General features: G+C 63.9%; 19 protein-coding genes and 1 pseudogene. 6 read left to right on the plus strand and 14 right to left on the minus strand.

Annotated elements, in window-relative coordinates:
• Positions 1 to 3: 3 nt before the first annotated feature.
• The 5 genes from HDE78_RS13130 to rlmJ all read right to left on the minus strand — a co-directional run bounded on the left by HDE78_RS13130 (position 4) and on the right by rlmJ (position 4,601).
• Entirely contained in the window at positions 4 to 1,002 is a 999-nt protein-coding gene (locus tag HDE78_RS13130) for a sulfate ABC transporter substrate-binding protein (protein ID WP_179480164.1), read from the minus strand.
• Positions 1,003 to 1,156: 154 nt separating this feature from the next.
• A complete protein-coding gene (locus tag HDE78_RS13135) occupies positions 1,157 to 1,903 on the minus strand; it encodes an SGNH/GDSL hydrolase family protein (protein ID WP_179480166.1) in 747 nt (248 codons plus the stop codon).
• Positions 1,904 to 2,022: 119 nt separating this feature from the next.
• Positions 2,023 to 2,931, minus strand: coding sequence for a cation diffusion facilitator family transporter (locus tag HDE78_RS13140; RefSeq protein ID WP_179480168.1), 909 nt, complete (start codon positions 2,929 to 2,931; stop codon positions 2,023 to 2,025).
• 63 nt (positions 2,932 to 2,994) lie between these two features.
• The gene (locus HDE78_RS13145; protein ID WP_179480170.1) at positions 2,995 to 3,507 is read right to left on the minus strand and encodes a Slp family lipoprotein; all 513 of its coding nucleotides are present in this window, start codon (positions 3,505 to 3,507) and stop codon (positions 2,995 to 2,997) included.
• Between the two features lie 146 nt (positions 3,508 to 3,653).
• Positions 3,654 to 4,601, minus strand: coding sequence for a 23S rRNA (adenine(2030)-N(6))-methyltransferase RlmJ (gene rlmJ / locus HDE78_RS13150; RefSeq protein ID WP_179480172.1), 948 nt, complete (start codon positions 4,599 to 4,601; stop codon positions 3,654 to 3,656).
• Between the two features lie 101 nt (positions 4,602 to 4,702).
• Here rlmJ and HDE78_RS13155 point away from each other — a divergent pair, with 101 nt between their 5' ends.
• The 5 genes and pseudogenes from HDE78_RS13155 to HDE78_RS13175 all read left to right on the plus strand — a co-directional run bounded on the left by HDE78_RS13155 (position 4,703) and on the right by HDE78_RS13175 (position 11,901).
• Positions 4,703 to 5,143 (plus strand): hypothetical protein, encoded by a 441-nt coding sequence (locus tag HDE78_RS13155; protein ID WP_179480174.1) that lies wholly within the window; start codon positions 4,703 to 4,705, stop codon positions 5,141 to 5,143.
• A gap of 99 nt (positions 5,144 to 5,242) precedes the next feature.
• Positions 5,243 to 6,973 (plus strand): copper resistance system multicopper oxidase, encoded by a 1,731-nt coding sequence (locus HDE78_RS13160; RefSeq protein ID WP_179480176.1) that lies wholly within the window; start codon positions 5,243 to 5,245, stop codon positions 6,971 to 6,973.
• A gap of 137 nt (positions 6,974 to 7,110) precedes the next feature.
• Positions 7,111 to 8,088, plus strand: a complete 978-nt coding sequence (locus tag HDE78_RS13165; RefSeq protein ID WP_345776061.1) for a copper resistance protein B — start codon at positions 7,111 to 7,113, stop codon at positions 8,086 to 8,088.
• 63 nt (positions 8,089 to 8,151) lie between these two features.
• Positions 8,152 to 8,685 (plus strand): annotated as a pseudogene (locus HDE78_RS13170) (cytochrome c); the annotation flags it as partial.
• Positions 8,686 to 8,991: 306 nt separating this feature from the next.
• Entirely contained in the window at positions 8,992 to 11,901 is a 2,910-nt protein-coding gene (locus HDE78_RS13175; RefSeq protein WP_179480187.1) for a diguanylate cyclase, read from the plus strand.
• Between the two features lie 24 nt (positions 11,902 to 11,925).
• On the opposite strand, the gene HDE78_RS13180 is transcribed toward HDE78_RS13175, so the two are convergent.
• The 7 genes from HDE78_RS13180 to HDE78_RS13210 all read right to left on the minus strand — a co-directional run bounded on the left by HDE78_RS13180 (position 11,926) and on the right by HDE78_RS13210 (position 21,215).
• Positions 11,926 to 12,855 (minus strand): DMT family transporter, encoded by a 930-nt coding sequence (locus HDE78_RS13180; protein ID WP_179480189.1) that lies wholly within the window; start codon positions 12,853 to 12,855, stop codon positions 11,926 to 11,928.
• Between the two features lie 100 nt (positions 12,856 to 12,955).
• A complete protein-coding gene (locus HDE78_RS13185) occupies positions 12,956 to 15,127 on the minus strand; it encodes an AsmA family protein (protein WP_179480191.1) in 2,172 nt (723 codons plus the stop codon).
• Between the two features lie 149 nt (positions 15,128 to 15,276).
• Positions 15,277 to 15,867, minus strand: coding sequence for a phospholipid methyltransferase (locus HDE78_RS13190; RefSeq protein WP_255457797.1), 591 nt, complete (start codon positions 15,865 to 15,867; stop codon positions 15,277 to 15,279).
• Positions 15,868 to 15,962: 95 nt separating this feature from the next.
• Positions 15,963 to 16,916, minus strand: coding sequence for a peptidylprolyl isomerase (locus tag HDE78_RS13195; protein ID WP_179480195.1), 954 nt, complete (start codon positions 16,914 to 16,916; stop codon positions 15,963 to 15,965).
• A 72-nt stretch (positions 16,917 to 16,988) separates the two neighbouring features.
• Positions 16,989 to 18,488 carry an efflux transporter outer membrane subunit gene (locus HDE78_RS13200; RefSeq protein ID WP_179480197.1) on the minus strand — a complete coding sequence of 500 codons (1,500 nt, stop codon included), beginning with the start codon at positions 18,486 to 18,488 and terminating at the stop codon, positions 16,989 to 16,991.
• Between the two features lie 11 nt (positions 18,489 to 18,499).
• A complete protein-coding gene (locus HDE78_RS13205; protein ID WP_179480199.1) occupies positions 18,500 to 20,080 on the minus strand; it encodes an MDR family MFS transporter in 1,581 nt (526 codons plus the stop codon).
• On the minus strand, positions 20,073 to 21,215 hold the full coding sequence (locus tag HDE78_RS13210) for an HlyD family secretion protein (RefSeq protein ID WP_179480201.1): 1,143 nt from the start codon (positions 21,213 to 21,215) through the stop codon (positions 20,073 to 20,075). The genes HDE78_RS13205 and HDE78_RS13210 overlap by 8 nt, the downstream gene beginning before the upstream one ends.
• Before the next feature lie 110 nt (positions 21,216 to 21,325).
• Between HDE78_RS13210 and HDE78_RS13215 the strand changes: the two genes are divergently transcribed.
• Complete coding sequence (locus tag HDE78_RS13215) at positions 21,326 to 22,045, plus strand: CerR family C-terminal domain-containing protein (RefSeq protein WP_179480203.1); 720 nt, start codon at positions 21,326 to 21,328, stop codon at positions 22,043 to 22,045.
• 240 nt (positions 22,046 to 22,285) lie between these two features.
• On the opposite strand, the gene HDE78_RS13220 is transcribed toward HDE78_RS13215, so the two are convergent.
• Positions 22,286 to 22,501, minus strand: coding sequence for a hypothetical protein (locus tag HDE78_RS13220; protein WP_179480205.1), 216 nt, complete (start codon positions 22,499 to 22,501; stop codon positions 22,286 to 22,288).
• A 162-nt stretch (positions 22,502 to 22,663) separates the two neighbouring features.
• Complete coding sequence (locus HDE78_RS13225; RefSeq protein ID WP_218862330.1) at positions 22,664 to 23,833, minus strand: YncE family protein; 1,170 nt, start codon at positions 23,831 to 23,833, stop codon at positions 22,664 to 22,666.
• Between the last annotated feature and the right edge of the window lie 5 nt (positions 23,834 to 23,838).

Below are 23,838 nucleotides of genomic sequence, written 5' to 3' on the forward strand. Positions count from 1 at the left end.
TGGTCAGTGCCCGGGGCCGATCTGGTCGAAGATCGCGCCGTCGGCGAAGAATTTCGCCTGCGCCTGGCGCCAGTCGCCGAACAGCTCGTTGATGGTGAAGGTGTTGACCTTGGGAAACTGCGCGGCGAACTGCGCCGATACGGCGGGCAGGCGCGGGCGATAGAAGCTCTTGGCTTCGATGGTCTGCGCCTGTGGCGAATAGAGAAACTTCACGTAAGCCTCGGCCACGGCGCGCGTGCCGTGCGTGTCGACGTTGCTGTCGACCACGGCGACCGGCGGCTCGGCCAGTATGCTGATCGACGGCACCACGATGTCGAACGTGCCTTTACCCATCTGCTGCTGTGCCAGCAGCGCCTCGCTTTCCCAGGCCACCAGCACGTCGCCCACGCCGCGTTGCGCGAAGGTGTTGGTGGCGCCTCGCGCGCCCGCATCAAGCACCGGCACATGCTGGTACAGCGCCTGCACATAGGCCTTCGCCTTGGCCTCGTTGCCACCGGGCTGTTTGAGCGCGTAGCCCCAGGCTGCCAGAAAATTCCAGCGCGCACCGCCAGAGGTTTTCGGGTTTGGCGTGATGACCTGCACGCCGGGCTTGATCAGATCGGCCCAGTCCTTGATGCCCTTGGGATTGCCCTTGCGCACCAAGAAGACGATGGTCGAGGTGTAGGGCGACGCGTTGTCGGGCAGGCGGGTCTGCCAATTCTTCGCGAGCAATCCATGATCGGCGATCGCATCGATGTCGTAGGCCAGCGCCAGCGTGACGATATCGGCCGGCAATCCGTCGACCACCGAGCGCGCCTGCTTGCCCGAGCCGCCGTGCGACATCTGTACGGTCACGTCGTCGCCGTGCTGGGCCTTCCACTGCGCCGCGAACGCGGTGTTGATATCTCGGTACAGCTCGCGCGTGGGATCGTAGGACACGTTCAACAGCGTCACGTCTTTCGCCTGCGCAGTCGCCGCCGACAGTGTGCCCAGCATGGCCAACAGCATTCCCAGCTTTTTCATGGTCCGTGTCTCCCTTAGGCGGATGGACGGGTCAGCGTAGCCAGCGCGCCGTCCGCCACAAAATGGCCAAATGCCATTTGTTTATACCCGATCGTTATGCCCGATGGCTGAAGAAAGTTTCATGGGCGATGCCATATGGCGCGTATGCCCCGTACTACTGGGCCAGCGCCTGATCGATGGCGCGCTGCGCCAGCGGCGTCATCACCGCGTAGCCTGCGGCGTTCGGGTGCAGGCCGTCGAAGGAGAGACTCCTCTTCATCGAATGGTTTGCGTCAAGCAGGGCGGAGTAATAGTCCGCATAGATGAAATGTTGTTTCCGTGCGTAAGACTTGATCCACTCATTGAGTTCTAGAATTTTTTGTGGCGGGTGCGCCGTTGTCTGAGTTGGAATCAAAAAATTGCTGACAGGCGTCAGTGAACTCATGACCACTTTGATACCGTTGGCCCTTGCCAGTTCGGCCATGGAGCTGAGATTGCCTTCGATCGTGGTGAGTGCTGCGGGTTCCGGCGTGGTGGCGAGGTCGTTGACGCCACCGAGTAGGACGACGACGCGCGGATGGAGGTCGATAACGTCTTGTCGAAAACGTAGCAGCATTTGCGATGTTGTTTGGCCGCCGATACCGCGATTTATATACGGCTTGCCGGGGAAAAATACGTCTGCGCTGTGGCCCCACAGATCAGTGATCGAATCGCCCATAAAGACGACTCGTGTTTCGCCCTGTTTGCGTGGAGCGACACCGGCGTTTTGCTTTTGGTAGTAGCCAAGTTGTGGCCAGTCGGCGAGCAACTTTTCATCGGCCTGAAATTTTTGTGTCACCGCCTGCGGCAACGACGCCGTGGTCTGCGCGAAAGTTGCGGCGTTACACGCGATCGCGGCTAGCAAGACCAGATACTTTTTCATCGCAGTTGCTCCATCGGCCGATAGCTCGCTGTAAATAAGATCTTTACTCGAACTGTCCTGTTCGCCTGCGCGTTATGTGTCGAAGTGACCATATTTTTGACTGATCCGATGATCGGATCTTAATCCGTGAAATCCGGCTCGAAGAAGCTCCAGCGCACGTCGTCGAACTGGGTTTTCATGGCGCGCTCGACCGTGTTGATCGCCTCGATCAAACCGCGCGCATCGGCGGTCGGCGCCATCAGCGCCTTGACCGCGACCATCACGTCCGGGCCCATTTGCAGGGTGATCAGGTTCAGCACCTGGGATACTTCGGGACGCGCTTGGAGAAACGCCATCAGTTCGGCCCGGCGCTGCGGCTCCACGCCCTGGCCGATCAGCAGGGCTTTCACCTCGATCGCCAGCAGAATCGCGACCACCACCAGCAGCACGCCGATCGCCACCGTGCCGATGGCGTCGTACATCATGTTGCCGGTGAGCATGGTGGCGCCGATGGACACCGCGGCGAAACACAGGCCGAGCAGGGCGGCCAGATCCTCGCCGAAGATCACCAGCAGCTCGCTCGAACGCGTTTCGCGGAACCAGCGCCACAGGCTGCGATCGCCGCGCGCCTTGTTCACTTCGGCCAGGCAGCCGCGCATCGAGATGCTTTCGGCGACGATGCCGAACACCAGCACGCCCAGCGCCAGCCACGGCCATTTCAGCGGCTCGGGATTCGTCAGCTTGTGCACGCCCTCGTACACCGAAAACATGCCGCCCACGGAGAACAGCAGGATCGCCACCAGAAACGACCAGAAGTACAGCGCGCGGCCCCAGCCCAGCGGATATTCCGACGAGGCCGGCCGCTTGGCCTGGCGCATGCCCAACAGAAGCAGGCCCTGGTTGCCGCAGTCGGCGAGCGAGTGCACCGCTTCGGCCATCATCGCGCCGGAGCCGGTGACGAACGCGGCGACCAACTTGCTCACGAAGATCGCGAAGTTGGCGCCCAAGGCCAGAAAAATCGCTTTCAGCGAATTGGCGTTACCCGACATGCGAGAGTCCTTGTTCGAAGAAGGGGCGGCGGCTGCGCCGGCACTCCGTTGCGTTGCTCATCATCAATGGATGCCGACACCCACGCCCAGGCCGAAGCTGACGTTGTTGCGACCCTGCTCCAGCTCCTTGCGGGTCCATACGTGCGACTGCGTAGCGCTGACCAGCGGGAATACGTAGTTCGCTTCGCCGACCTTGCCGGCGCGGCTGCCGTTGAGCTTGCCGCTGACCGTGATCAGCGAGCCGCTCGGGTAGTCCAGCGGTTCCACGTAACCGGGCATCGCCACGATGAAGCGGCCGTTGCCGCTGTCGTTTGCCTTGGGGCGCTGCGAGCTGTCCAGCGGATAGGCCAGCACTTCGACCTCGCTGTGGTCCGACAAATTGGTGACCTGCACGATGCGGCCGCCCCAGATCACGTCGCCGCTGGTGTAGCGCTCGGGCGTTTGCGACACCTGCATGGGGGTCACGATCACGGCGCCCGGCACCGGCTTGTAGATCGGTGCCGGCGCGCACGCGGCCAGCGCGAGAACGGCGAGGGGAGCAAGCCATCGACTGAAGCGGAAAGTATTGCGGCGCATGCTGAACTCCGGCGGGGATGAGGGAAGGTCCGAACGGTTCGTGCGTCGACGCGACCGCGTCGAACCGTCGTACCGACGACGCTACAACAAGATGCGTGGCAAGAGCGTATATCGCCGGCCGCGCAGTGAAGCGGGCCGCCGCAGCTTCAGCGCGGCCGGCGCGTACGCGGCTCCGGCGTCACACGCGAGCGGGGCATCGGGCTGGCGACCGGGACGGCATCACCCTCCTGCAGCAGCCAGTCCAGCTTCCATTCGGCGGGGTGATCTTTCGACAGCAGGCGCGCCATCGCCCGCAGCGAGTCGCGCAGCACGTCGTCGAGTTTCCACGGCGCGTTCAGAATGACCATGCCCGAACCGTTCAGCCGCAGCGGCGAGTCGTCCGGATGCACCAGCAGCTCGGCGCGCAGCACGCGCTTGGCGCCGCTGCGCGGCAGCCAGCGCAGGAAAGGCTGCACCTGGCTGCGCAGCTTGATCGGGTACCAGATCGCATACACGCCGGTCGGCCAGCGCTGCATGCACAGCTTGATCGCCTGTTCGAGCTGCTTGTATTCGGCCTCCTGCGCCTCGTACGGCGGATCGATAAGCACCAGGCCGCGTTTTTCTTTCGGCGGCAGCAGCGCCTTCAGCGCTTCGTAGCCGTTGCGCTGGTGCGTGTGGATGCGGTCGTCGCGGTGGAACAGCTCGGCCAGCAGGCCAGCTTCTGTCGGATGCAGTTCGCACAGCTGCGCGCTGTCTTCGGCGCGGATCGCCTGGGCGATCTGCAGCGGCGAGCCGGGGTAGAGCTTCAGTTCGTCCTCGTTGCCAGGTATGGCCAGCACGCTGTCGAGCCAGCGGCGCAGCAGCGGCGGCAGCGCGGCGGCATCCGCCTTGCCGCCGTGCAAGTCGGGATACAGCAGCCGCGAGATGCCGTCCTTGAATTCGCCGGTCTTGCCGGCCTCGTAACCGTCCAGCGCATAGCGGCCGCTGCCGGCGTGGGTTTCGATCACGCAGAACGGCGTCGGTTTGCTGCGCATCGCCTCGATCAGCGCGAGCAGCACGGTGTGTTTCAGGACATCGGCGAAGTTGCCGGCGTGATAGGCGTGGCGATAGTTCATGGAGATCACGGCATGCGGGATAGGCAAGTATAGGGGCGCTTGGCGTTACAGCCTGTTTTGACCTGTTGAGCATCGGCGGCGCAGCGCCTAAGCTTATTGATGTGAACCAATCACTCCGCCATGTCACGCACTCGCCGTTCCTTCGGGTTCTGGCGGCTTTTGCGTGGCTGCTGCTGGTGGTTTTGCCGGTACACGGCGAAACCATGGCGATGAACGGCACCGCCTCGGTGGCCAGCCACTTGACCGTCAGTCACTCGATGGGCGGCATGTCGCCCCTGTCGATGGCATCCGCGGCCGGTGCCGATCACGCCCAGCATGCGGCTCCGGCCAAGCCATCGGTGCACGCCGAAGACTGCTGTGGCGCCGGCAAGCACGGTCTGGCCGGCAGCTGCCACTGCGCCGCAAGCGCCGGCAGCGCCATGGCGGCGGTCAGCATCATCGAGCTGCTCCCGTTGATGCCTGCCGACACGTATCCATCGCTGCGCAGAGCCGCCGCACCGGATGTCGCCCACGCTCCACCGCTGCGACCGCCAGCCGCCTGATCCTCCCCCGTCGCGATGAGCCCGGCTCGCGCGCGCCTGTTCGCATGCGCCGCCGGAACTACGACCGGCATCGCCATAGATGCCAGCGCGGAGAGCGTCATGAAACATCGATTTCCTTCCTACGCGGCTGACCTTTCGCGGCGCCGCTTTGTTCAGGGCCTTGCGCTGGGCGGTGCGGCCGCCGGCCTGGGCCTGCTGAGTCCTTCCAACGCGTGGGCGCTGACCGGCCCAGGCCAGCCGACGGTGCTCAGCGGCAGCGACTTTGCGCTGGATATCGCCGACACGCCGGTCAATATCACCGGCAATACCCGCCCGGCGACGACGGTCAATGGCGGTGTGCCGGGCCCCGTTCTCCGCTGCAAGGAGGGCAGCGCGCTGACGCTGCGCGTCACCAACCGGCTGAAGGTGCCGACCTCGATCCACTGGCACGGCATCGTGCTGCCGTACGAGATGGATGGTGTGCCTGGCATCAGCTTCGACGGCATTGCGCCCGGCGAGACGTTCGTCTACCGGTTTGCGTTGAAGCAGTCGGGCACCTACTGGTACCACTCGCACTCGCGTTTTCAGGAGCAGACGGGTTTGTACGGTGCGCTGATCGTCGATCCGATCGAGCCGGATCGCCATGCCGCCGATCGCGATTATGTCGTGCTGCTCAGCGACTGGAGCGACCAAGACCCCGAGCGCATCTGCGCCACGCTGAAGAAGCGCAGCGACTATTACAACCGCGCCATGCCCACGGCGCCGAACTTTGCGCGCGACGTGCGTGAGCAGGGCATCGGCAAGGCACTGGCCGAGCGCAAGATGTGGAACGTCATGCGTATGAACCCGACCGATTTCAGCGACGTCTCCGCTTACACCTATACCTATCTGATGAACGGTGCCGCGCCGGCGGCCAACTGGACCGGCCTGTTCCGTCCCGGCGAAACGATCCGGCTGCGCTTTATCAACGGCTCGTCGATGAGCCTTTTCGACGTGCGTATTCCGGGCTTGAAAATGACTGTGGTCGCGGCCGACGGTCAGACCGTGGAGCCGGTGTCGATCGATGAATTTCGCATCGCCGTGGCGGAAACCTACGACGTAGTCGTCGAGCCGCAGGAGGATCGTGCCTATACCGTGTTCGCCCAGTCGATCGACCGCAGCGGCTACGCCCGCGGCACGCTGGCGCCGCGCGCCGGTATGGAGGCGGCAGTGCCCGAGGTCGACCGCATCGTGCAGCTCGGCATGCAGGACATGATGGGCGCGATGGCGATGGCGATGTCGGGTGCCGGCGATCGCGGCAGCATGGCCGGTATGAGCACGGGCGACGCGCCGGCCGTGCATCATGCGCGTACCGAGTACGGCCCCGGGGTCGACATGCACGTCGACATGCCGCGCACCAACCTCGACGATCCGGGTGTCGGCCTGCGCGACAACGGCCGACGCGCGCTCACCTACGCCGATCTGCACACCGTCGGCGGATCGATCGATACGCGCGAACCGAATCGCGAAATCGAGCTGCACCTCACCGGCAATATGGAACGCTATATGTGGTCGTTCGACGGCGTGAAGTTTTCCGACGCGGCGCCGGTGCATTTTCGTCGGGGCGAGCGGCTGCGCATCGTTTTGGTCAACGACACCATGATGAATCATCCGATCCATCTGCACGGCATGTGGAGCGAGCTGGAAAATCCGCACGGGCAATTCCAGGTGCGCAAGCACACCATCAACGTGCAGCCGGCGCAGCGCATCACCTATGCAGTGACCGCCGACGCGCCCGGGCGTTGGGCGTATCACTGCCACATGCTCTATCACATGGAAGCGGGCATGTTCCGCGAAGTGGTGGTGGCATGAGTTCGCACAACCTCGTCCCAACCGTCGCTCAGAGATCGTGGTTGATGGCGACAGTGCTGTACGCCTGCGTGTCGACGGCGGTCGCGCAAACGGCGCCGGCGTCGTCCAGCAGCACATCGTCATCGGACATGTCTGGGATGGATCACGACAGCATGCCCGGCATGGACATGGGCACGCCGACGGCACCGGCGAGCACGGCGAAGCCCGCTCCGGCCAAGAGTGCTTCGGCCTCCGGCGATATGCGGAGCATGGACGGCATGCAGGGCATGGATCATGCGTCCATGCCGGCGACGAATTCTGCACCTGCGCCAGCGGCCACTCCCGGCGTCATGCATCACGGTTCGATGCCATCAGAGCAAAGCGGCGGCATGTCCGGCATGCGGATGGGTCCGATGCAGGGCGGCAGCGCGCCGGCGAATGCACGCAGCGCGGATTACTCCGATGGCATCGGCTACGGTCCGATGCGCGGCATGGACATGCAGGACAACGCGCCGCAAAGCATGCTGACGATCGATCAGTTCGAGGCGTTCCACGACAGGGATGCCAACGGGCAGTCGTGGGAGGCGGAGGCCTGGTACGGCAACGATGACGACAAGCTGTGGTTGCGTACCGAAGGCGAGCGCTATCGTGGCCGGCTGGATGATGGCGACATCGAGGCGCTGTGGAATCACACCGTAGCGACCTACTGGAGCACGCAGCTCGGTCTGCGGCAGGATATCGGTCAGGGTCCGAATCGCGACTGGGCCGCCTTCGGCGTGCAGGGTTTGTCGCCATACTGGTTCGAGCTCGAGGCGACGGCGTATCTTGGCGACAGCGGCCGCACGGCGGCGCGTTTTCGCGCGGAGTACGACTTGCTGTTTACCCAGCGGCTGATCCTGCAGCCGGAGTTCGAAGTCAATCTATACGGCCAGTCCGATCTGTCACGGCGCATCGGCAGCGGCCTGTCGGATGCGCAGCTTGGCCTGCGTCTGCGTTACGAAATCGGCCGGCAGTTTGCGCCCTACGTCGGCGTGGTGTGGACGAATCGTTACGGTCGCACGGCTGACTTTTTGCGCGACGATCATCAGGGCGCGTTCGATCGGCAGTGGGTGGCCGGCGTGCGTTTCTGGTTTTGAGATTTCGAACTTGGACGTCTACTTTTATTTCTATTTTTGGCGATATTTCAGCGGGAGATTTTCATGATGCAAGCGATCAGGCGAGTCGTCATCACGATCGTCATTCTTGGGGCAATAGGGGCGGTCGGCATCGGCGCGTTCGTTTATTCCGGCATCTACAACATCGGCGCGGACGATCATCACACCCGCCCGGTGTTTGCCCTGCTGCAGACGCTGCGCGAACGCTCGATCACGGTGCGTGCACGCCACGTGCAGGTGCCGGATCTGGAAGACCCGGCCTTGATCCTCAAGGGCGCCGGCCAGTATGCGGCGATGTGCACGCAATGCCATCTCACGCCGGGCATGAAGGACTCGGAAATACGACCCGGCCTGTATCCGCAGCCGCCCAATCTGGCCCGGCTGCGGGTGGCGCCTGGCGAGGCCTTCTGGGTGATCAAGCACGGCATCAAGATGAGTGCGATGCCGGCCTGGGGCGGCAGCCACGACGATGCCACGATCTGGAGCATGGTCGCGTTTCTGCAGAAGCTGCCAGACCTGTCGCCGAAGCAGTACAAGGACATGGTGGCCAAGGCGCCGCCGGATGACGATATGGATATGAGCGAGATGGATCGCGACGGGAAAGCCGCCGACCGCCCGGCCGAGCAGCGCGCGGGCAGCGCGGTCGACCAGGGGGGCGATGCTGGCGACGTTCCGGCGATGGCGATGCCGGCGGCGCCGACCAGCGTTGCGCCGCCGCCTGCCGTCAAGGCATCGCATCGCCGCCACTGAGCCGTCCTCGCGCCTGGCGCAACTGCGTGGCGAACCCCTTCTCGCCGCTGGGCCACCATGGGCCGCCATGCCACAATAGGGCCGAGTAGGTGAGTTATCGGTGCCGCTTGGTATCGGGAAAGGGGCCCCGAGTCGATGAGCGCGACGCTTCGACACTTGTGGATTGTGGCCGCTGCGCTGCTCGCGCTGGCGTGCTTGCCCGTGCGGGCGCAACAGTATTCCTTCCAGAGTTACGACCGCAAATCCGGGCTGGAAAGCCAGACCATCAACTGCATGCTGCAGGATCATCGCGGCTTTATCTGGGCCTGTTCGGAGATGGGCCTGTACCGTTTCGACGGCACCAACTTCGTGCGCATGGGCCGCGCGGAAGGTTTCGACAAGGGCGAGTACGTCACGTCCATCGTCGAGAACGTGAACACCGGACGATTCTGGGTAGCCACACAGTCGGGCCTGCGCGTGGGCGACGGCCTGCATTTCCAGAAAGTGGAGCCCGACGGCAAGCCGCTGGTGGTCGATGTGGCCAGACAATTGGTCGCGCTGGACGACGGCCGGCTGCTGCTGGTTCGCAATGACCGGCTGATGGTGTTGTCACCGCGTCACACCGATGGCCAGTGGCAACTGGCGCCGATGTTCAGCACGGCGCAGCTGGACCGCTATCCGCAGCTGCGCAGGATTACCTCCGTCTTTGCCTATCGGAACGGCCTGTGGATCGGCTGCGACACCGCCCTGTGCGAGATCGGCGCCGACGGTCAGGTCCGCATCCACGGTGCCGACGAAGGCGTGCCGGCAGACACCTGGTCGGGCATGCGCGTGGACAACGACGGCACGCTGTGGCTGCGTGGCGTGCATCAGGTGCGGGCGCGGCCCGCCGGCAGCGCCCGCTTCGTCGCGCGCGACGTGCCCGACAAGGACATGGACACCGTCACCGACAACGGCACGTTTATCGAGGATCCTGCGGGACATGTTCTCACCCCCACCAACCACGGCCTGGCGCGCTGGAACGGCACGCACTGGGATGTCATCGACGCGCGCAACGGCCTGCCGGATATCGGTATCACCGCCGTGCTGTTCGACCGCGACGGCACGATGTGGCTGGGCACCTACGGACGCGGCATCTTTCGGCTGAGCAACTACGGCCTGGTCGATGGCTGGGGCCGCGGGCAGGGGCTGGACAGCGTGCCGAACTGGTCGATTCTTCGCGATGGACAGGGCACCATGTGGTTCGGCAACGAACTGGGCGGCAGCGTGCTGCCGCGTGGACAGACCCACATGAGTCCGTGGCCGGTCAGCATTTCGCCCGCGCCGCGACAGGTACTGTCGATGGTCAAGGCGCCGGACGGTGCCATCTGGATCGGCCTCTACGAACATCGCCTGTTGCGCTACGACCCGGTGAGCAAACGCACCGCGCTGGTGGCGCGGCTGCCGAGTTTCATCAAGGTGCTGTTTTTCGATCGGCAGGGCCGCCTGTGGATCGGTACGGTCAACGGGATTTATCACATCGATCGTCTCGGCGCGCCGCCGCAGCGCGTGCCGGCGGAACAAAGCACCGACAACCAGTGCTCGGACATCGCCGAAGACAGCCACGGCGCGCTGTGGTTTGCCTGCAACGCGGGCGTGCTGCGCTACGCCGACGAGCGCTGGACGCTGATGGCCGCTACCGAGGTGAGCATGGCCTCCGGCTTCAGCGCGATCACTATCGGTACCGACGACAGCCTGTGGCTGGGTGCGAACGAGCCGGGCGTCTTTCGCGGCAAGGTGGTCGGCGATCAGCTGAGCATCGCAGCGGTGGACGACAGCTGGCTGCAACGTTCGCTGGTGTATTTCATCCGGCGCGATCGGCGCGGCTGGATATGGGCGGGCGGCGGTGGCGGCGTGGACGTTTTCAACGGCCACAGCTGGACGCATCTGTCGCCGGACGACGGACTGATCTGGGACGAAACCGACCAGAACACTTTTTTCGAGGACGACGACGGCTCGATCTGGATCGGCACGCCGGTCGGCATCAGCCACGTGCTGCGACCCGAGGACATGCTGTCGGCCAGCCCGCATACAGTGGTGATCACCTCGGTGATGCATGGCGCGCAGCCGGTCAACGAGGGCGATACCGTGCCGAACGACGGCAACCACGCGCCGCTGATTGTGCGTTACACCTTGCTCGGCCGGGTTTCCAGCAGCGCGCCGCACTTCCGCTATCGGCTGCAGGGCTCGGACTGGATCGAAACCTCGTCGCATGTGATCAATTTCACCGGGCTGCCGTCGGGCCACTATCGTTTCGAAGTGCAGTCCATCGATGAAGATCGGCGTTCGGTTTCATCCTCGGCCACGTTCACTTTCAGGATTCCCGCGCCGTGGTGGTTTGCATGGTGGACTTATCCGCTGGAGATCGTGCTGGCGGTCCTGATGCTTGCCCTGGTCTGGCGCTGGCGCTCACGCCTGCTGCGAGGGCAGAACCGCCGCCTGGAGGCGATGGTGGCCAAGCGTACGGCCGAGCTTACCGAAGAGAAGCGTGAGCTGGAGCGGGCTCGCGCCGAGCTCTATGTGCAGGCCACCCACGACGGTCTAACCGGCTTGTACAACCGCATGGCGATTCTCGGTCTGCTGGCCGCGCATCTGGAAAAAGGCGCGCGCGTATCGCCGGGCCTGGCGGTAGCCCTGATCGATGCCGACCACTTCAAGCGGATCAACGATACCTTCGGCCATCAGGCCGGCGATGCTACCCTGCAGACGATTGCCGAGCAGCTGCAGTCGTATGTGCGCGGCGGCGATCAGCTGGGTCGTTACGGCGGCGAAGAAATTCTGATGGTGCTGCCGGGCATCGGTCATCTCGATGCGGAAAATCGCATGCTGCAGATCCAGCAGGCGGTGAGCGCCATCGCGCACAGTTGGCACGGCGATCAGTTTCGCGTCACGCTGAGCATCGGCCTGGTCTGGGTCGGCGGCGAAACGGTCACCGTCGAAGACGTTATCCGTCGCGCCGATGACGCGCTGTATGCGGCCAAGAGCGAAGGTCGCGATCGGGTCGTCAGCGAGGTCATCGGCGCCTGACCGGGCGCCCGAAGCGCGAGTGCATTACTCCACCATGCCGTGGCTTTCCGCGGTGCTCAGCAGCTCCGGCTGCTGCGTCGCACCTTGCCGGCGATGGAGCAGCGGATGCATGAATACGGCGGCGAGGATCACCACCACGCCTGCATAGAACCAGCCGTCCAACTCGCGCTGCTCGTGCAGCAGCACGATCGCCAGCACGATGGCGTACACCGGTTCGAGGTTGGTGATCATCTGCGTGCCGAACGCGCTGATATGACGCAAAGCGACCAGGGCCAGGGCGAATGGCAGCAGCGTGCAGCCGAACGACAGCGCCAGCAGCATCCAGGTGTCATGCAGATTCGGCCATACGAACGCCGCGCCGGTATGCGGAAACAAGGGTGCAATGGCGGTGAGAAACAGCGCGCCCGTACCCATCTCGATGCAGGTCACCGTCAGCGGATCGCCGTGATCCACCAGCCGCTTGTTGAGCGAGCCGAACAAGGCCACGAACAGCGCCGACAGCACGCCGACCAGAATGCCCAGGCGCATGCCGTGCGGCACGCCGCCCACCACCATCGCCACGCCGGGCACTACCGCTGCGCCGATCAGCAGTTCGCGCGGATCGAATTTGCGGCGGGCGATCCATGGTTCGATGAATGCCAGAAAGACCGGCCCCAGCGCGATGCAAGTGGCGCCCACCGACGCGTTGGAAAGCTTGATCGCGGCATAAAAGCTCAGCCAGTGCAGCGAGACCAGCACGCCGATGCCGGCATACGCCCAGCGCACTCGTGCCGGCATGGCACTCAGGCCACGCCAGACCTTCGGTAGCAGCAACAGTGCCCCGGAGACCAGCAGCATGCGCCACCACACCAGCGGTAGCGCGGGCAAGGTGATCAGCTTGCCGAGGATGGCGGTAAAGCCCCACAGCACCACGCAGAAATGGATCTGCAGGCGCGCCTTGCTTGCAGCTTGCATGCGTCAGTCACATCGTGGGAGAAGGCGCATTCTAGCCGGACGGGTGCTAGCTTGGTCCGCCAACCCGGTGAGGCCGCCGGGTTGGCTCGATCGGTTTGGGTTAATGGGTCTTCTTCGGCACGCCGCTCTTGGTCGCCGCCTCGGTTGCCGGCATGGCGCTGCCGGAGTTGCGCAGCTGCTGCAGCACATCGCGACACGTGTTGCCGCCATCGTCGCCATGGTTCGGCGAGATCAGCGCCAGCAGCGCGGCCGCCGGCGCGGCAACCACGCCCAGCGTGACCGCTCCCGCACCGCGAAGGATCAACGGCACTTTCTGCACGCCGACATCCGGGTTTTTCAGGGTGCCGCGGGCATACAGCGGCGTGCGCAGCGAAAAGATGCGGAAGCCCTTGGTCTGCGGCCGCACGTTGAGGTCGAGCTTTTCCGTAGCAAAGTCCACCGTGCCGTCGACCTTGATCACCGCGTCATCGGTGTCGAAGACGAACAGGTTCATGGTGAACAATCCGTCCTTGGCTGTCATGTCCGACGCAGCGCAGTTGATCGGCACCGTGCGGTCGCCGAACAGCTTGCCGATGATGATGTTGCCGACGTTGAGGCCGGCCGTTTCCAGCAGGGTCTTGCTGATCGCGCCGTCGTTCATCAGCAGCTTCATCTCGCCGTTCGAACTGCCGAGCAGGGCAGCGACGGAGTTGCCGCGTGCGGTGAGGCTGACGTCGCCGTTGATTTCGCCGAACGCGGTGCGCATCGGCGCAAAGGTCGGGAACAACTGCTTGAGCTTGAGATGCCGGGCGCCGATTTTTATCGTGCCCTGCAGCGGCGTCTTGCTGCCATCGAGGCGGATGGTGCTCTGGACGGTGCCGCCAGCGAGACCGAAGTTCAGCGGCGTCAGCTGCAGCACGCCGCTGTCCATGATCAAATGGGTGTCGAGCGAGTTGATCGGCAGCTTGTCGTTCTGCACGATGCGCGCGGCGCTGAAGGTGACGTCGGCATCCATCGCTTTCCAGCGATCGGTGCTGAACGGTTCGACCGGCAGCAGTTTGTCCTTCGGCTGCACGGTCTTGTCGCCGCGCTGCTTCTTTTCTTCATCGGAACCACCGCCGATCAGCGGCGCCAGATCGGCGAACTGCAGCAGCTGCGAAGACAGATTGCCGCTGAGCTTCGGCCGCGTGCCGCCGGTGGTATAGAGCAGGCTGCCGCTGGCGTCGCTGCCGCCGATATGGCCATGGAAATTCTCGTAGCTGAAGCGGCTGTTGTTCTTGTGCAGCTGCGCGATCAAGTGGCCTTCGGTAGCGTAAGGCGGCGTATTGGGCAGAGTGACGCCGGTGATCGCGTAAAGCTTGGCCATGCTGGAGCCGGAGAACCACAGTTTCAGATCCAGCGCCGCCAGATGCACCGGATCGGTCAGCGTGCCGACCAGTGCGATATGGCTGTCGCCGATATGCACGTCCGCCTGCACCGGGAATGGCTGGTTGGCTTCTTGGAGCGCCAGTACGGCGCCGGTTTTTCCACTGCCGCTAACGGCTGCACCTTGATAGCTGCCGTCGGCCTTCCAGGCGAACTGATAGCTGGTCTTGGATGCCGCAGCAGCCGTCTTTGCATCGGCTGGCGCATCGGCCGAGGCGGCTTTTTTGAGCGATTTCGTATTCGTTCCGGTTTGCGCACGGGTTGCGGCCGACTGCTGGGCCACGAGCTGGTCGTACGGAATGGCCTGCTGCAGCGGCGTGATGGCGACCTGCAATTTGATCTTGCTGGCGGCGTCATCCAGCGACACCTCGCCGCGATCGAAACCGATCGACCCGAGCTGCAGACTCCAGGTGGACGGCTGGCCATCGTTCTGCGGCAGCGTGAAATCCCACGTTGCGCGGCCCTGCTTGTCGCGCTCCAGATCGACGGTCGGATGCACCAGCTGCAGCGACGGCACGTCGACCGTGTGGGCGATCAGCGCCAACGGCGACAGGCGAAAGCGCAGCGCATCGAGCTGGGCGAACTGGGGCTTCGCTGCCCACACCGGGTTGCCGATGCGGATGTTTTGAGCGGTGAACTCCGGCCATGGCACCCACGCATGCCAGCCACCCTCGGTGGGCTCGCGTCGCCAGTCGACGCTGAGGTCTCCCTGGATCGCAAAAGGACGACCGATGGCCTGGCTCACCTTGTCGTCGATAAACGGCTTGAGCCGATTCCAGTCGAAAGTGGCGATGACGACGACCAGCACCGCCATCAGCGCCAGGAATATTCCGCCGATCCATGTCAGCACTTTGCGGCTGCGCTTCATTCACTCTTCCCATGATGGTCCCGCGACGGCGGGCGTAGCGCGCTTGATAGCGCACCGGATGGAAAAGTTATGTATGCAAATGCTGAAAAGCCGTACAGGAATCCCCTGCGAAGACCGGTCTTAGCCTCAATCGTCCGATAGTGTCGGCGTCAAACGGCGACGCGCTTCCGCTGGCGTCGGCCGATTCGATACACCGTGGCGGGAGGCAGATTGAACAGCACGCTGCCGATGCGAACCGCCTCGAGGTCGAGCTGTTCAAGCAGGTGACGTGGCAGCGGGCAACGGTGGCCGTAGGTGAACTGATAGAGCGCACCGTCCGCGTGCAGCTGCTGATCGAACACGCCACGAATAATCGCCGCGACCTGCTCCGGTGGCATCGACAGTAGCGGCAGGCCGCTGATCACGGCGCTGGCGCGTTCGTCGCCGAACAGCGGCAGCGTATCGCCCAACTTCGCAGCATCCATGCGCAGCACGTTCGCCTGGGGATAACGCTGAATGAGAGCATCGGCAAAGACCGGGTCGGCCTCCACCAGCGCCAGCCGATGCATCGGCAGTCCGCCGGCGAGCAGGGCGCGAGTGAATACGCCGGTGCCCGGACCCAGTTCGATCACGGGGCCATGCCGATGATTGACATGGCGCGTCATCAGTCGCGCCAGCGATGGTCCCGACGGCGCCACGGCGCCCACGCTGCGCGGCGCGCGCAGCCATGCACGCCAAAAGCTGAAGGTCTCACTCAACATCATCCGTTTCCCTGGTCAACGCGGCATCACGCATGCAGGCATTCCGCAAACCGTCAAACTAGCTGATGACGCTGAATAAAATGTTGTAGCGAGGCTCAATGCCTGGTCGCGGCAGCCGTCGGGATCGCGCGCATCGGCACATCGATGCTGCAGATGTCGATCTTGCCGGCCGGCACGGTGTAGAACGCATCGCGGCGGTTGCGCTTGGCGTCGACCAGGGCCGCGAAGGTCTTGCTGTCGGTACGCAGCACCTCGATCGATGGCCGTTGCGCCGCCGGCAGATCGGCGGCCAGCTGCACGGACTGGATGGCGACCTGCTGCGACGGCTTGTCGTAAAAACCCATTGGACCCGTGCCACGCGGCAGGCTCGACAGCAGCGGCATGCCATCGAGCACGCGGCCGATCACGGCGAGGTTGCGATCGAGCCGACGCGGCGCCTGACCGATCACCGCGTACAGCGCGCTGCCGTTTCCGGTATCCGCACCGTTGTCGCGGCCCACGCCGACCATGCCGTAGCAATGGGTCAGCCACTCCTGCCCGCTGGCCGGATCGCGCGCCACCGGAAAGCCTTCGGAGAAACCGACTTCCGCCGCATACACGTCGCCATCGGGCAATCTCGTCCACGGCAGTTTCGCGTCGATCGGACGAGTGAACTCCGGTGGCACCGTGGCCTTGGCCTTGCCTAACGGGTGCATCTTCGATTTGTCGCCGTTGTCGTCGCCCGCCGGGTCATCCCACTGCGTGACGAAGTTGTCCTGCACCCGCACGATCGCCAGCCCGTCGAAGTAGTGCTGGCGGATCAGCGTGCGGATATTCGCCGCGTGCAGCGGCGTGAAATCCGGCGCCAGTTCGATCAGCACACGGCCGTTGGCCAGCTGCATGACCACCAGGTTTTCCGGATTCGGCTTGCGCCATTCGTCCGAGGTGGACTTGGCCAGCAACTGCGGCGTGGTCAGCGTTGGCGCGGCCTGGTCCTTTTCGGCCAGGGCAGGCAGCGCGAACATCAGACTGGTGAGCAAGGCAGCGGCGAACTGGCGGCAACGGATCATGGCGGTCCCCTTCTATCGAATCGGTACAGAGCGCAACTTAGCAGAGCTGAAGTACCGACATGAGCCGCTGCCCTAGCTCGCGGGAATCCAGCCAAGCCCGAGGCTCTTTTGCAGCGACACGAAGTCGTTCAGCAGATCGGCGCGTCCCTCGACGAGATTTTGCTGCGCGGAAAACTGCACCCGCTGCGTATCCAGCAGGTCGATCAGCGATGAAGCGCCCGCGTCGTAACGCTGGCGCATCAATGTCGCCGAGCGATCGGCCGAGGCTTCGATCTGCTGCAGGCGGGCGACGCTTTCGCGCTGGTGACCGTAGCGGGACAGCGCATTGTTGGCGTCCTGCAACGCAGCGAGCACGGTTTGCGCATAGCGGGCGTCGGCCTCGTCGCGGCTCGCTTCGGCCTGTCGAATACCGGCGCGCGTGCGTCCAAAGTCGAACACATCCCATTGCAGATAAGGCACGCCCAGCCAGGAGAGTGAGCGCTTTCGCGTCAAGTGCCCCGGGTCGGCCGCGTTGGAGCCGACAAATCCCAGCATCGTCACCTTGGGAAACAAGTCGGCGGTGCGTTCGCCGATCTGCGCGTTGCTCGCGGCCAGCCGCCGCTCGGCGGCGCGAATGTCCGGGCGCTGCCGTAACAGTCTTGCGGGATCGTCGATTGGCACGATCGACGGCAAAACCGGCAACGGGGCAGGCGCCGACAGCTCCCGATCGAGCGCGCCGGGCGCCTGTCCGGTGAGCACGGCAAGCTGATCGAGCGACTCGGTGATCTGCTCGTCCAGCGGAATGAGCGTCGCGCGGGTGGTTTCCACTTGCGTGGTCTGGCGTTCGACATCCGCGTCGCCGGCGACGCCACGAGCGCGCCGCTGCTGTATCAATACCAGCGTCCGCTGTTCCAACGCGGCCGACTGATTGACCAAGGTCAGGCGTTGCTGCTGGTCGCGCAGATGGATGTAAGCCTGGGCCACCTCGGCGGCCAGCGAGACCTGCGTATCGGCGAGATCCGCGTCGACCGCATCGGCCTGCGCAGAAGCCGCTTCGATGGCGCGGCGCGTGCCACCGAACAGATCCAGTTCCCAGGATGCGTCGAAGCCGGCGCTGTACAGCTGCAGCGGACTCTGTCCGCGCGACGTGCGACTGGCTTGTGCGGTGGAGGCCGTCGGGTTCGTGTCAGTCGGCGACGTCTGCAGGCCGGCAAGATCCGGTTCCCGCGTGCGCAGCGCGGCGGCGTCGGCCGACACGGTCGGCAACGCGTCGGCACGCTGTTGCTGCAGCTGCGCGCGCGATTCGCGCAAGCGTGCCTGCGCCGCTTGCAGATCCTGGTTGTGCGCCAGCGCGGTCTCGATCAAGGCGCTCAGCTGCGCATCGCCGAGCGTGCGCCACCATCGGCTTGGCGCATGCGTCGATGCCATTCCGGCGGACGGTGCGCGCACGAATGCGCTGGCGTGCAGCGCGTTCCCCGCAATATTCGGTGCGCCACGATAATCGGGGCCGACGGTGCAGCCCGGCAATGCGGCGAGCGAACCCAGTAGCGCAAAAAAGAGAACGCGTGAAACCGGTGAATCGCTTATAGGCATGACGGACATCCTTAATGGCCTGCGGCGGCGGGTGCGCCATAGCTGGGTGTTTTCAGAAGCAAGGCGAGTGGAATGCAGCACGCGAGCGCGATGCTGAGCAGGTAGAAAACTTCGGAATAGGTGATCACCATCGCCTGCTGCTGAATCTGCGCAGCAAGCTGGCCAAGCACGCGCATTTTTGCGTAGGCCATATCCCCGGTCCGCGCGAACCAGCCCGCTGCATTGGCGGCCAGACGATCCTGGCCCAGCACCGAATTCGCCGTCAGCGATTCGCGGATGGAAGCGACATGGAACGTATTGCGCCGATCGATGACGGTGCCGATGACCGCCAGGCCGATCGATCCGCCGAGGTTGCGTGCCATGTTGTACACGCCGGCGGCATCGCCGGCTTCCTCCCGTGTTACCGCGGCCATCGATGCCTGGTTCAACGGCATGAACACCAGCATCTGGCCGGCGCCGCGTATCAGCTGCGACCAGAGGAAATCGTGGCCGACGCTTTGCGCGGTCAAATGGATGTCCAGCAGGCAGCTCACCACAAAACACATCAGGCCGACGATCACCATGATGCGGAAATCGACCTTGCCCAGCAGGCGCGGCAGCAGCGGCATCATCAAGAACGCCGGCACGCCGGATGCCAGCATCACCCAGCCCGATTGCTCGGCGTTGTAGCCGGCGATCAAGCCGAGGAATTGCGGTATCAGATAGATGACCGAATAGAACACCGCGCCGACCACCAGCACGATAAAAATGACGCTGGCATAGCGCGGGTTGCGCAGCAGGCTCAAGCGCATCACCGGGCGCCTGGCGGTGAACTGCGAGATCGCGATCAGCACCATGCCAGCCAGCGACAGCAGGCTCAGCCAGATGATCAGATCGGACTCGAACCAGCGCTCGCGCTGGCCTTCTTCCAGCACCACCGTCAACGAACTCAGGCCGGCGGTGAGCCCGACGATGCCCAGCCAGTCGGCCTGCTTGAGCGCATCCCATTGGGGCCGATCGGGCGGCAGTCCGATCAACAGCAGCGCGATCAAGCCGATGCACACGGGCAGGTTGATAAAGAAGCACCAGCTCCAGCTGATGTTTTCCGTCAGCCAGCCGCCCAGCACCGGGCCGAGCAGGGGGCCGAGCAGCACGATCAAACCGAAGATCGTCATGCCGATCGGCAGTTGCGACATCGGCAGGCGGCTGCGAATGATGGTCTGTCCGGTCGGAATCATCGCGCCGCCGGTCAGGCCCTGGCCGATGCGGCCGACGATCATGGCCGTCAAGGTATGCGACAGGCCGCACATCATCGAGAACAGCATGAACAGCACCGCCCCGCCGAGCAAAAAGTTGCGCAGGCCGAATACGCGCGTCAGCCACGCGGCCAGGGGAATGATCACGATTTCGGACATCAGGTAGCCGGTCGAAATCCAGGTGCCTTCCGTACCGGTGGCGCCGATTTCGCCCTGGATCTGCGGCAGCGCGGAATTGGTGATGGAAATGTCGAGCGTGGCCATCAGCGCGCCAAGCGAACCAGCGGCCACGGCAATCCAGTCGGCAGCGCTGGCGCGGTCGGGGTGCGCTGCCGGGATGGAGGCCGCCTCAGCCATGAGGGTTGCCTGCGCTGGCGACGGCCCGATCGTCGTGTGCCGGGCGTGTATCCACCTCGACCGTCACCGACAAGCCTGGTACCAGCAGCTTGCGCGTCTGTTCGTCGGTATCGATGCGAATGCGCACCGGCACGCGCTGCACGATCTTGGTGAAATTGCCGGTCGCGTTTTCGGGCGGAAGCAAGGCAAATTGCGAGCCCGTGCCCGGGGCGAAGCTGTCCACCACGCCGTGCAGATCGGCATCCGATAGGGCATCGATGTGCAAGCGCGCACGCTGGCCGGCACGCATGTGCCCGACCTGGGTTTCCTTGAAGTTGGCCGTGAGATAAATGCTCTGCACCGGCACCACGGTCAGCATGCGCGTGCCGGGCTGCACATATTGCCCGACGCGTACCGTTCGATCGCCGATGCGGCCACTCAGCGAACTGCGGATCACGGTGTCTTGCAGGTCGAGCTGCGTTTGTCGCGCGGAGGCCTGTGCCGCCTCCAGTTGCGCGCGTGCCTGCGCCAGCTGGGCATCCAGATCGGCCATACGTGCCTGCGCCTGGTCCAGCGCCGCGGTGTCGGCGGCGAGCGTCGCGCGCGCCTGGTCGCGATTGCTGGTCAGTACGGATAGTTGGTCGCCGCTTTCCGCACCGGTCGTCGCCAGCGGCCCGTAACGACGCACTTCGTCTTCGGCGTGGCGGCTATTGAGCGCGGCCACTTGCTGCTGCGCCTTGGCTTGTGCGATCGCGGCCCGCTGCTGCGGCACACCGGCTTGCGCGCGCAGAATATCCGCCTTACGTGCGTCGATCGTGGCCTGGGCCTGATCCAGCGCAGCCTGATATTGACGGCTGTCGAGCCGTACCAGCGGCTCGCCTGCTTTCACCGAGACGTTGTCGCCCACGTAGACATCGGTGACGTAGCCGCTGACCTTGGGCGCGACGGTGACGCTGTCGGCCTGCAGATACGCATCGTCCGTGCTCTGCATGAAGCGGCCAACGAGCCACCAGTAAACCAGCGCGACGACCGCGACGATGGCGACGACAATGCCGGCGGGGATGAGGAAACGACGCACTTTCGACGGTCGCGCCGGCGGGGCGGTGGCGCCTTGCGTGCCGTCGGCGTTCGATGCGGATCCAGTAGCGGGAGGCATGGTTATCGTCCAAAAGTATTCCGGGTGGAACATTTATTCCGATTGGAATACTTTTGTCAAATGTTATTATCCGCGGGCATCCAGGAGATCACCCGTATGAGAGCCCGCGCATGAGCCCCGTCAAGCGACCCCGTCGGCCGTTGGCAGGCGGTTATGCGCGTGGCGACGAAACGCGTCAGCGCATCATCGCCGCGGCGGTGAAGCTGTTCGGCGAGCACGGTTTTGCCGGTGCGTCCACACGCGATATCGCCGCTGCCGCCGGCGTCAACGCGCCGGCGCTGCAGTACTACTTCGAAAACAAGGAGGGGGTGTATCAGGCGTGCGCCGAATACATCACCAACGATCTCAGGGATCGCTTCGCGCCGGCCATGCGGCAAGCCAATGACGTATTGAAAAGCCATGGCGATAGCGATGCACTGATCGACGCCTTCATCGCCATCCAGGCAACCACCCTGGATTGCGTGCTTCTACAGCCCTATGCCTCCAAGCGACGACTTTTCGTGGCTCGAGAGCTGGCCGACGAAGAGGCCGATGTTGCCTCCAAGCTGCTCCATCGTCGATTGAAGCAACCGCTGAACAAAGTGACCCTGACCCTGCTTTCGCGCATCACCGGTCGTAGCGTCAACGACTCCATAACCCGCATCCGGATGCTCACGCTCAAAGGCCAGATCATGCCGTTCTACCATCCTCCCGGGGCTTGCCTCGATGTGCTCGGATGGAAAGAGATCGATGCGGCCAACGGCGCTTTGCTGAAAGCGACCGTACTTGAGCAGACACGAACTTTGCTCGATAGCTGGGCTGCGCTATCGGCTGCGAAGCCGGCGAAGTAACAGCTTCATCGTTCCAGACAATCATGCGTGTCGCCGCCCATGGACGTATTCGGCGCTGTCAGGCGCAAGGTTTTTATGCTGAGTCTGCCAAGTGGGCGTGGCACCAAAGTCTGTGCAGTTTTGGAGACCAAAGTATGTGCCGGACAGGCCACTGGAACGCCCCATGCGTCTTGCCACCAAGAAGGTAAAGTGACGATGAGGTCAAAGACAGTCGTCGTCCTGCCATGCTCGCCTGGCGCTTCATTTTTTTGTGCTATTCACGTAAGCGGTGATGTCGGCGACGGCGTCGAGAATCTTCACTGTAAGCGTGCTCGGATGCCTGCTTCCAGACTCGTCGTCATAGTATTGCGTGATGTCTATCGACTTGTCGTTTCGCTCTTTTCCATATTCAGGGCTATTGATGGTCTGCGATGGGCCATCGCTGCGTTCTTTCGCCTTGCGAGGCGCAAAGCTCATTGCGCCATAGAGTGCATGGCAGCAGTCGAGTAGCTTTTATCGTTGGAACGATGTCGCGGTTTCAATGTGCTTCCGCCTGGCGGCCGAGAACTTCAAGCTCCGTCGCGGATTTGATACAGGACTCCATCTCGCGGCGGCCTGTAGGTAGCTCGCGTTTTGCGGTCAGCGCATGATGCCGGTATGGCCCAGCGAATAGCGTCCCGGCTGCGGCCATACGGTCAGACCGTGCGGCTCCATGCCGACCTTGATGCTGCGCACCTTGCCGGTGCGAGTGTTGATCGCATACACCACGTCGTCGAAGCGACCGCTCAACCACAGCATGCTGCCATCGGCGCTGACATTGCCCATGTCCGGGCTGCCGCCACCGGGAATCCGCCACCTGGCGACGACCTTGCGCGTGGCGTAGTCGATCACCGAGACACTGCCCTTGCCGTGGCGTCGGCCGTGAATATTGTGCGAGCCCCGATTGCTGACGTACAGCCGGGTGCCGTTGCGACTGGGGTACAGCCCATGGGTGCCGATGCCGGTGTGGATGAAGCCGATCTTGGTGAAGCTGTCGCCGTCGATCAGGAACACGCCATCGGCCATCATGTCCGCCACGTAGAACACCTTGCCGTCCGGCGAAACGCGGACGTCCTGCGGCATGCCGGCTTTCTTGTCCACCTGCAGGTAGCCGAGCACCTTGTGGTTCACCATGTCGATCTTGACCAGAGCGCCGCCAAACTCGCAGGTGAAGATCGCGTAGCGCCCGTCGATCGAGAAGTCGGCGTGGTTGATGCCCTTGCAGCCAGGCACCGGCAGGCGGCTCTTCAGCGCCATCGTGTGCGCATCACGAAAATCCAGCTGCGCATGCGCATCGGATACGACGATCGCTTCGCTGCCATCCGGGGTGAAGTACATGTTGTACGGGTCGTCCACCGGGATCGCCTCGCCCGGCTGACCGGTCAGGGGATCGATCGGGGTCAGGCTGCCTTCGCTACCGCCCTCGGCATTGTTGGTCACCCACAGCTTCTTCAGATCCCATGACGGCACGATGTGCTGCGGGCTGCGGCCAACCTTGAACGTGGTCAGCACCTTGAATGTGGCTGGATCGATCACGGATACGTCATCTGAACGCACGTTCGGCACATACACCCTCGGCAGTGCGCCCTTCACGGCCGGGCTGAAATCGTTGGCGGCGGACTGGCTGTAGAGGTTTGCCGGGCTGCTCACCGGCGGCATGCCCGGCACGGTGACGATTGGCGTTGCCGCGGTTACGGTGCCCGTCAGCGCCAAGCTGGCCCACAGCACATTCGCGCCACCCGCGCGACGCATTAAACGGTGGAAGGGCATATCTA

It is taken from the genome of Rhodanobacter sp. K2T2, assembly GCF_013408815.1.
GTDB lineage: Bacteria > Pseudomonadota > Gammaproteobacteria > Xanthomonadales > Rhodanobacteraceae > Rhodanobacter.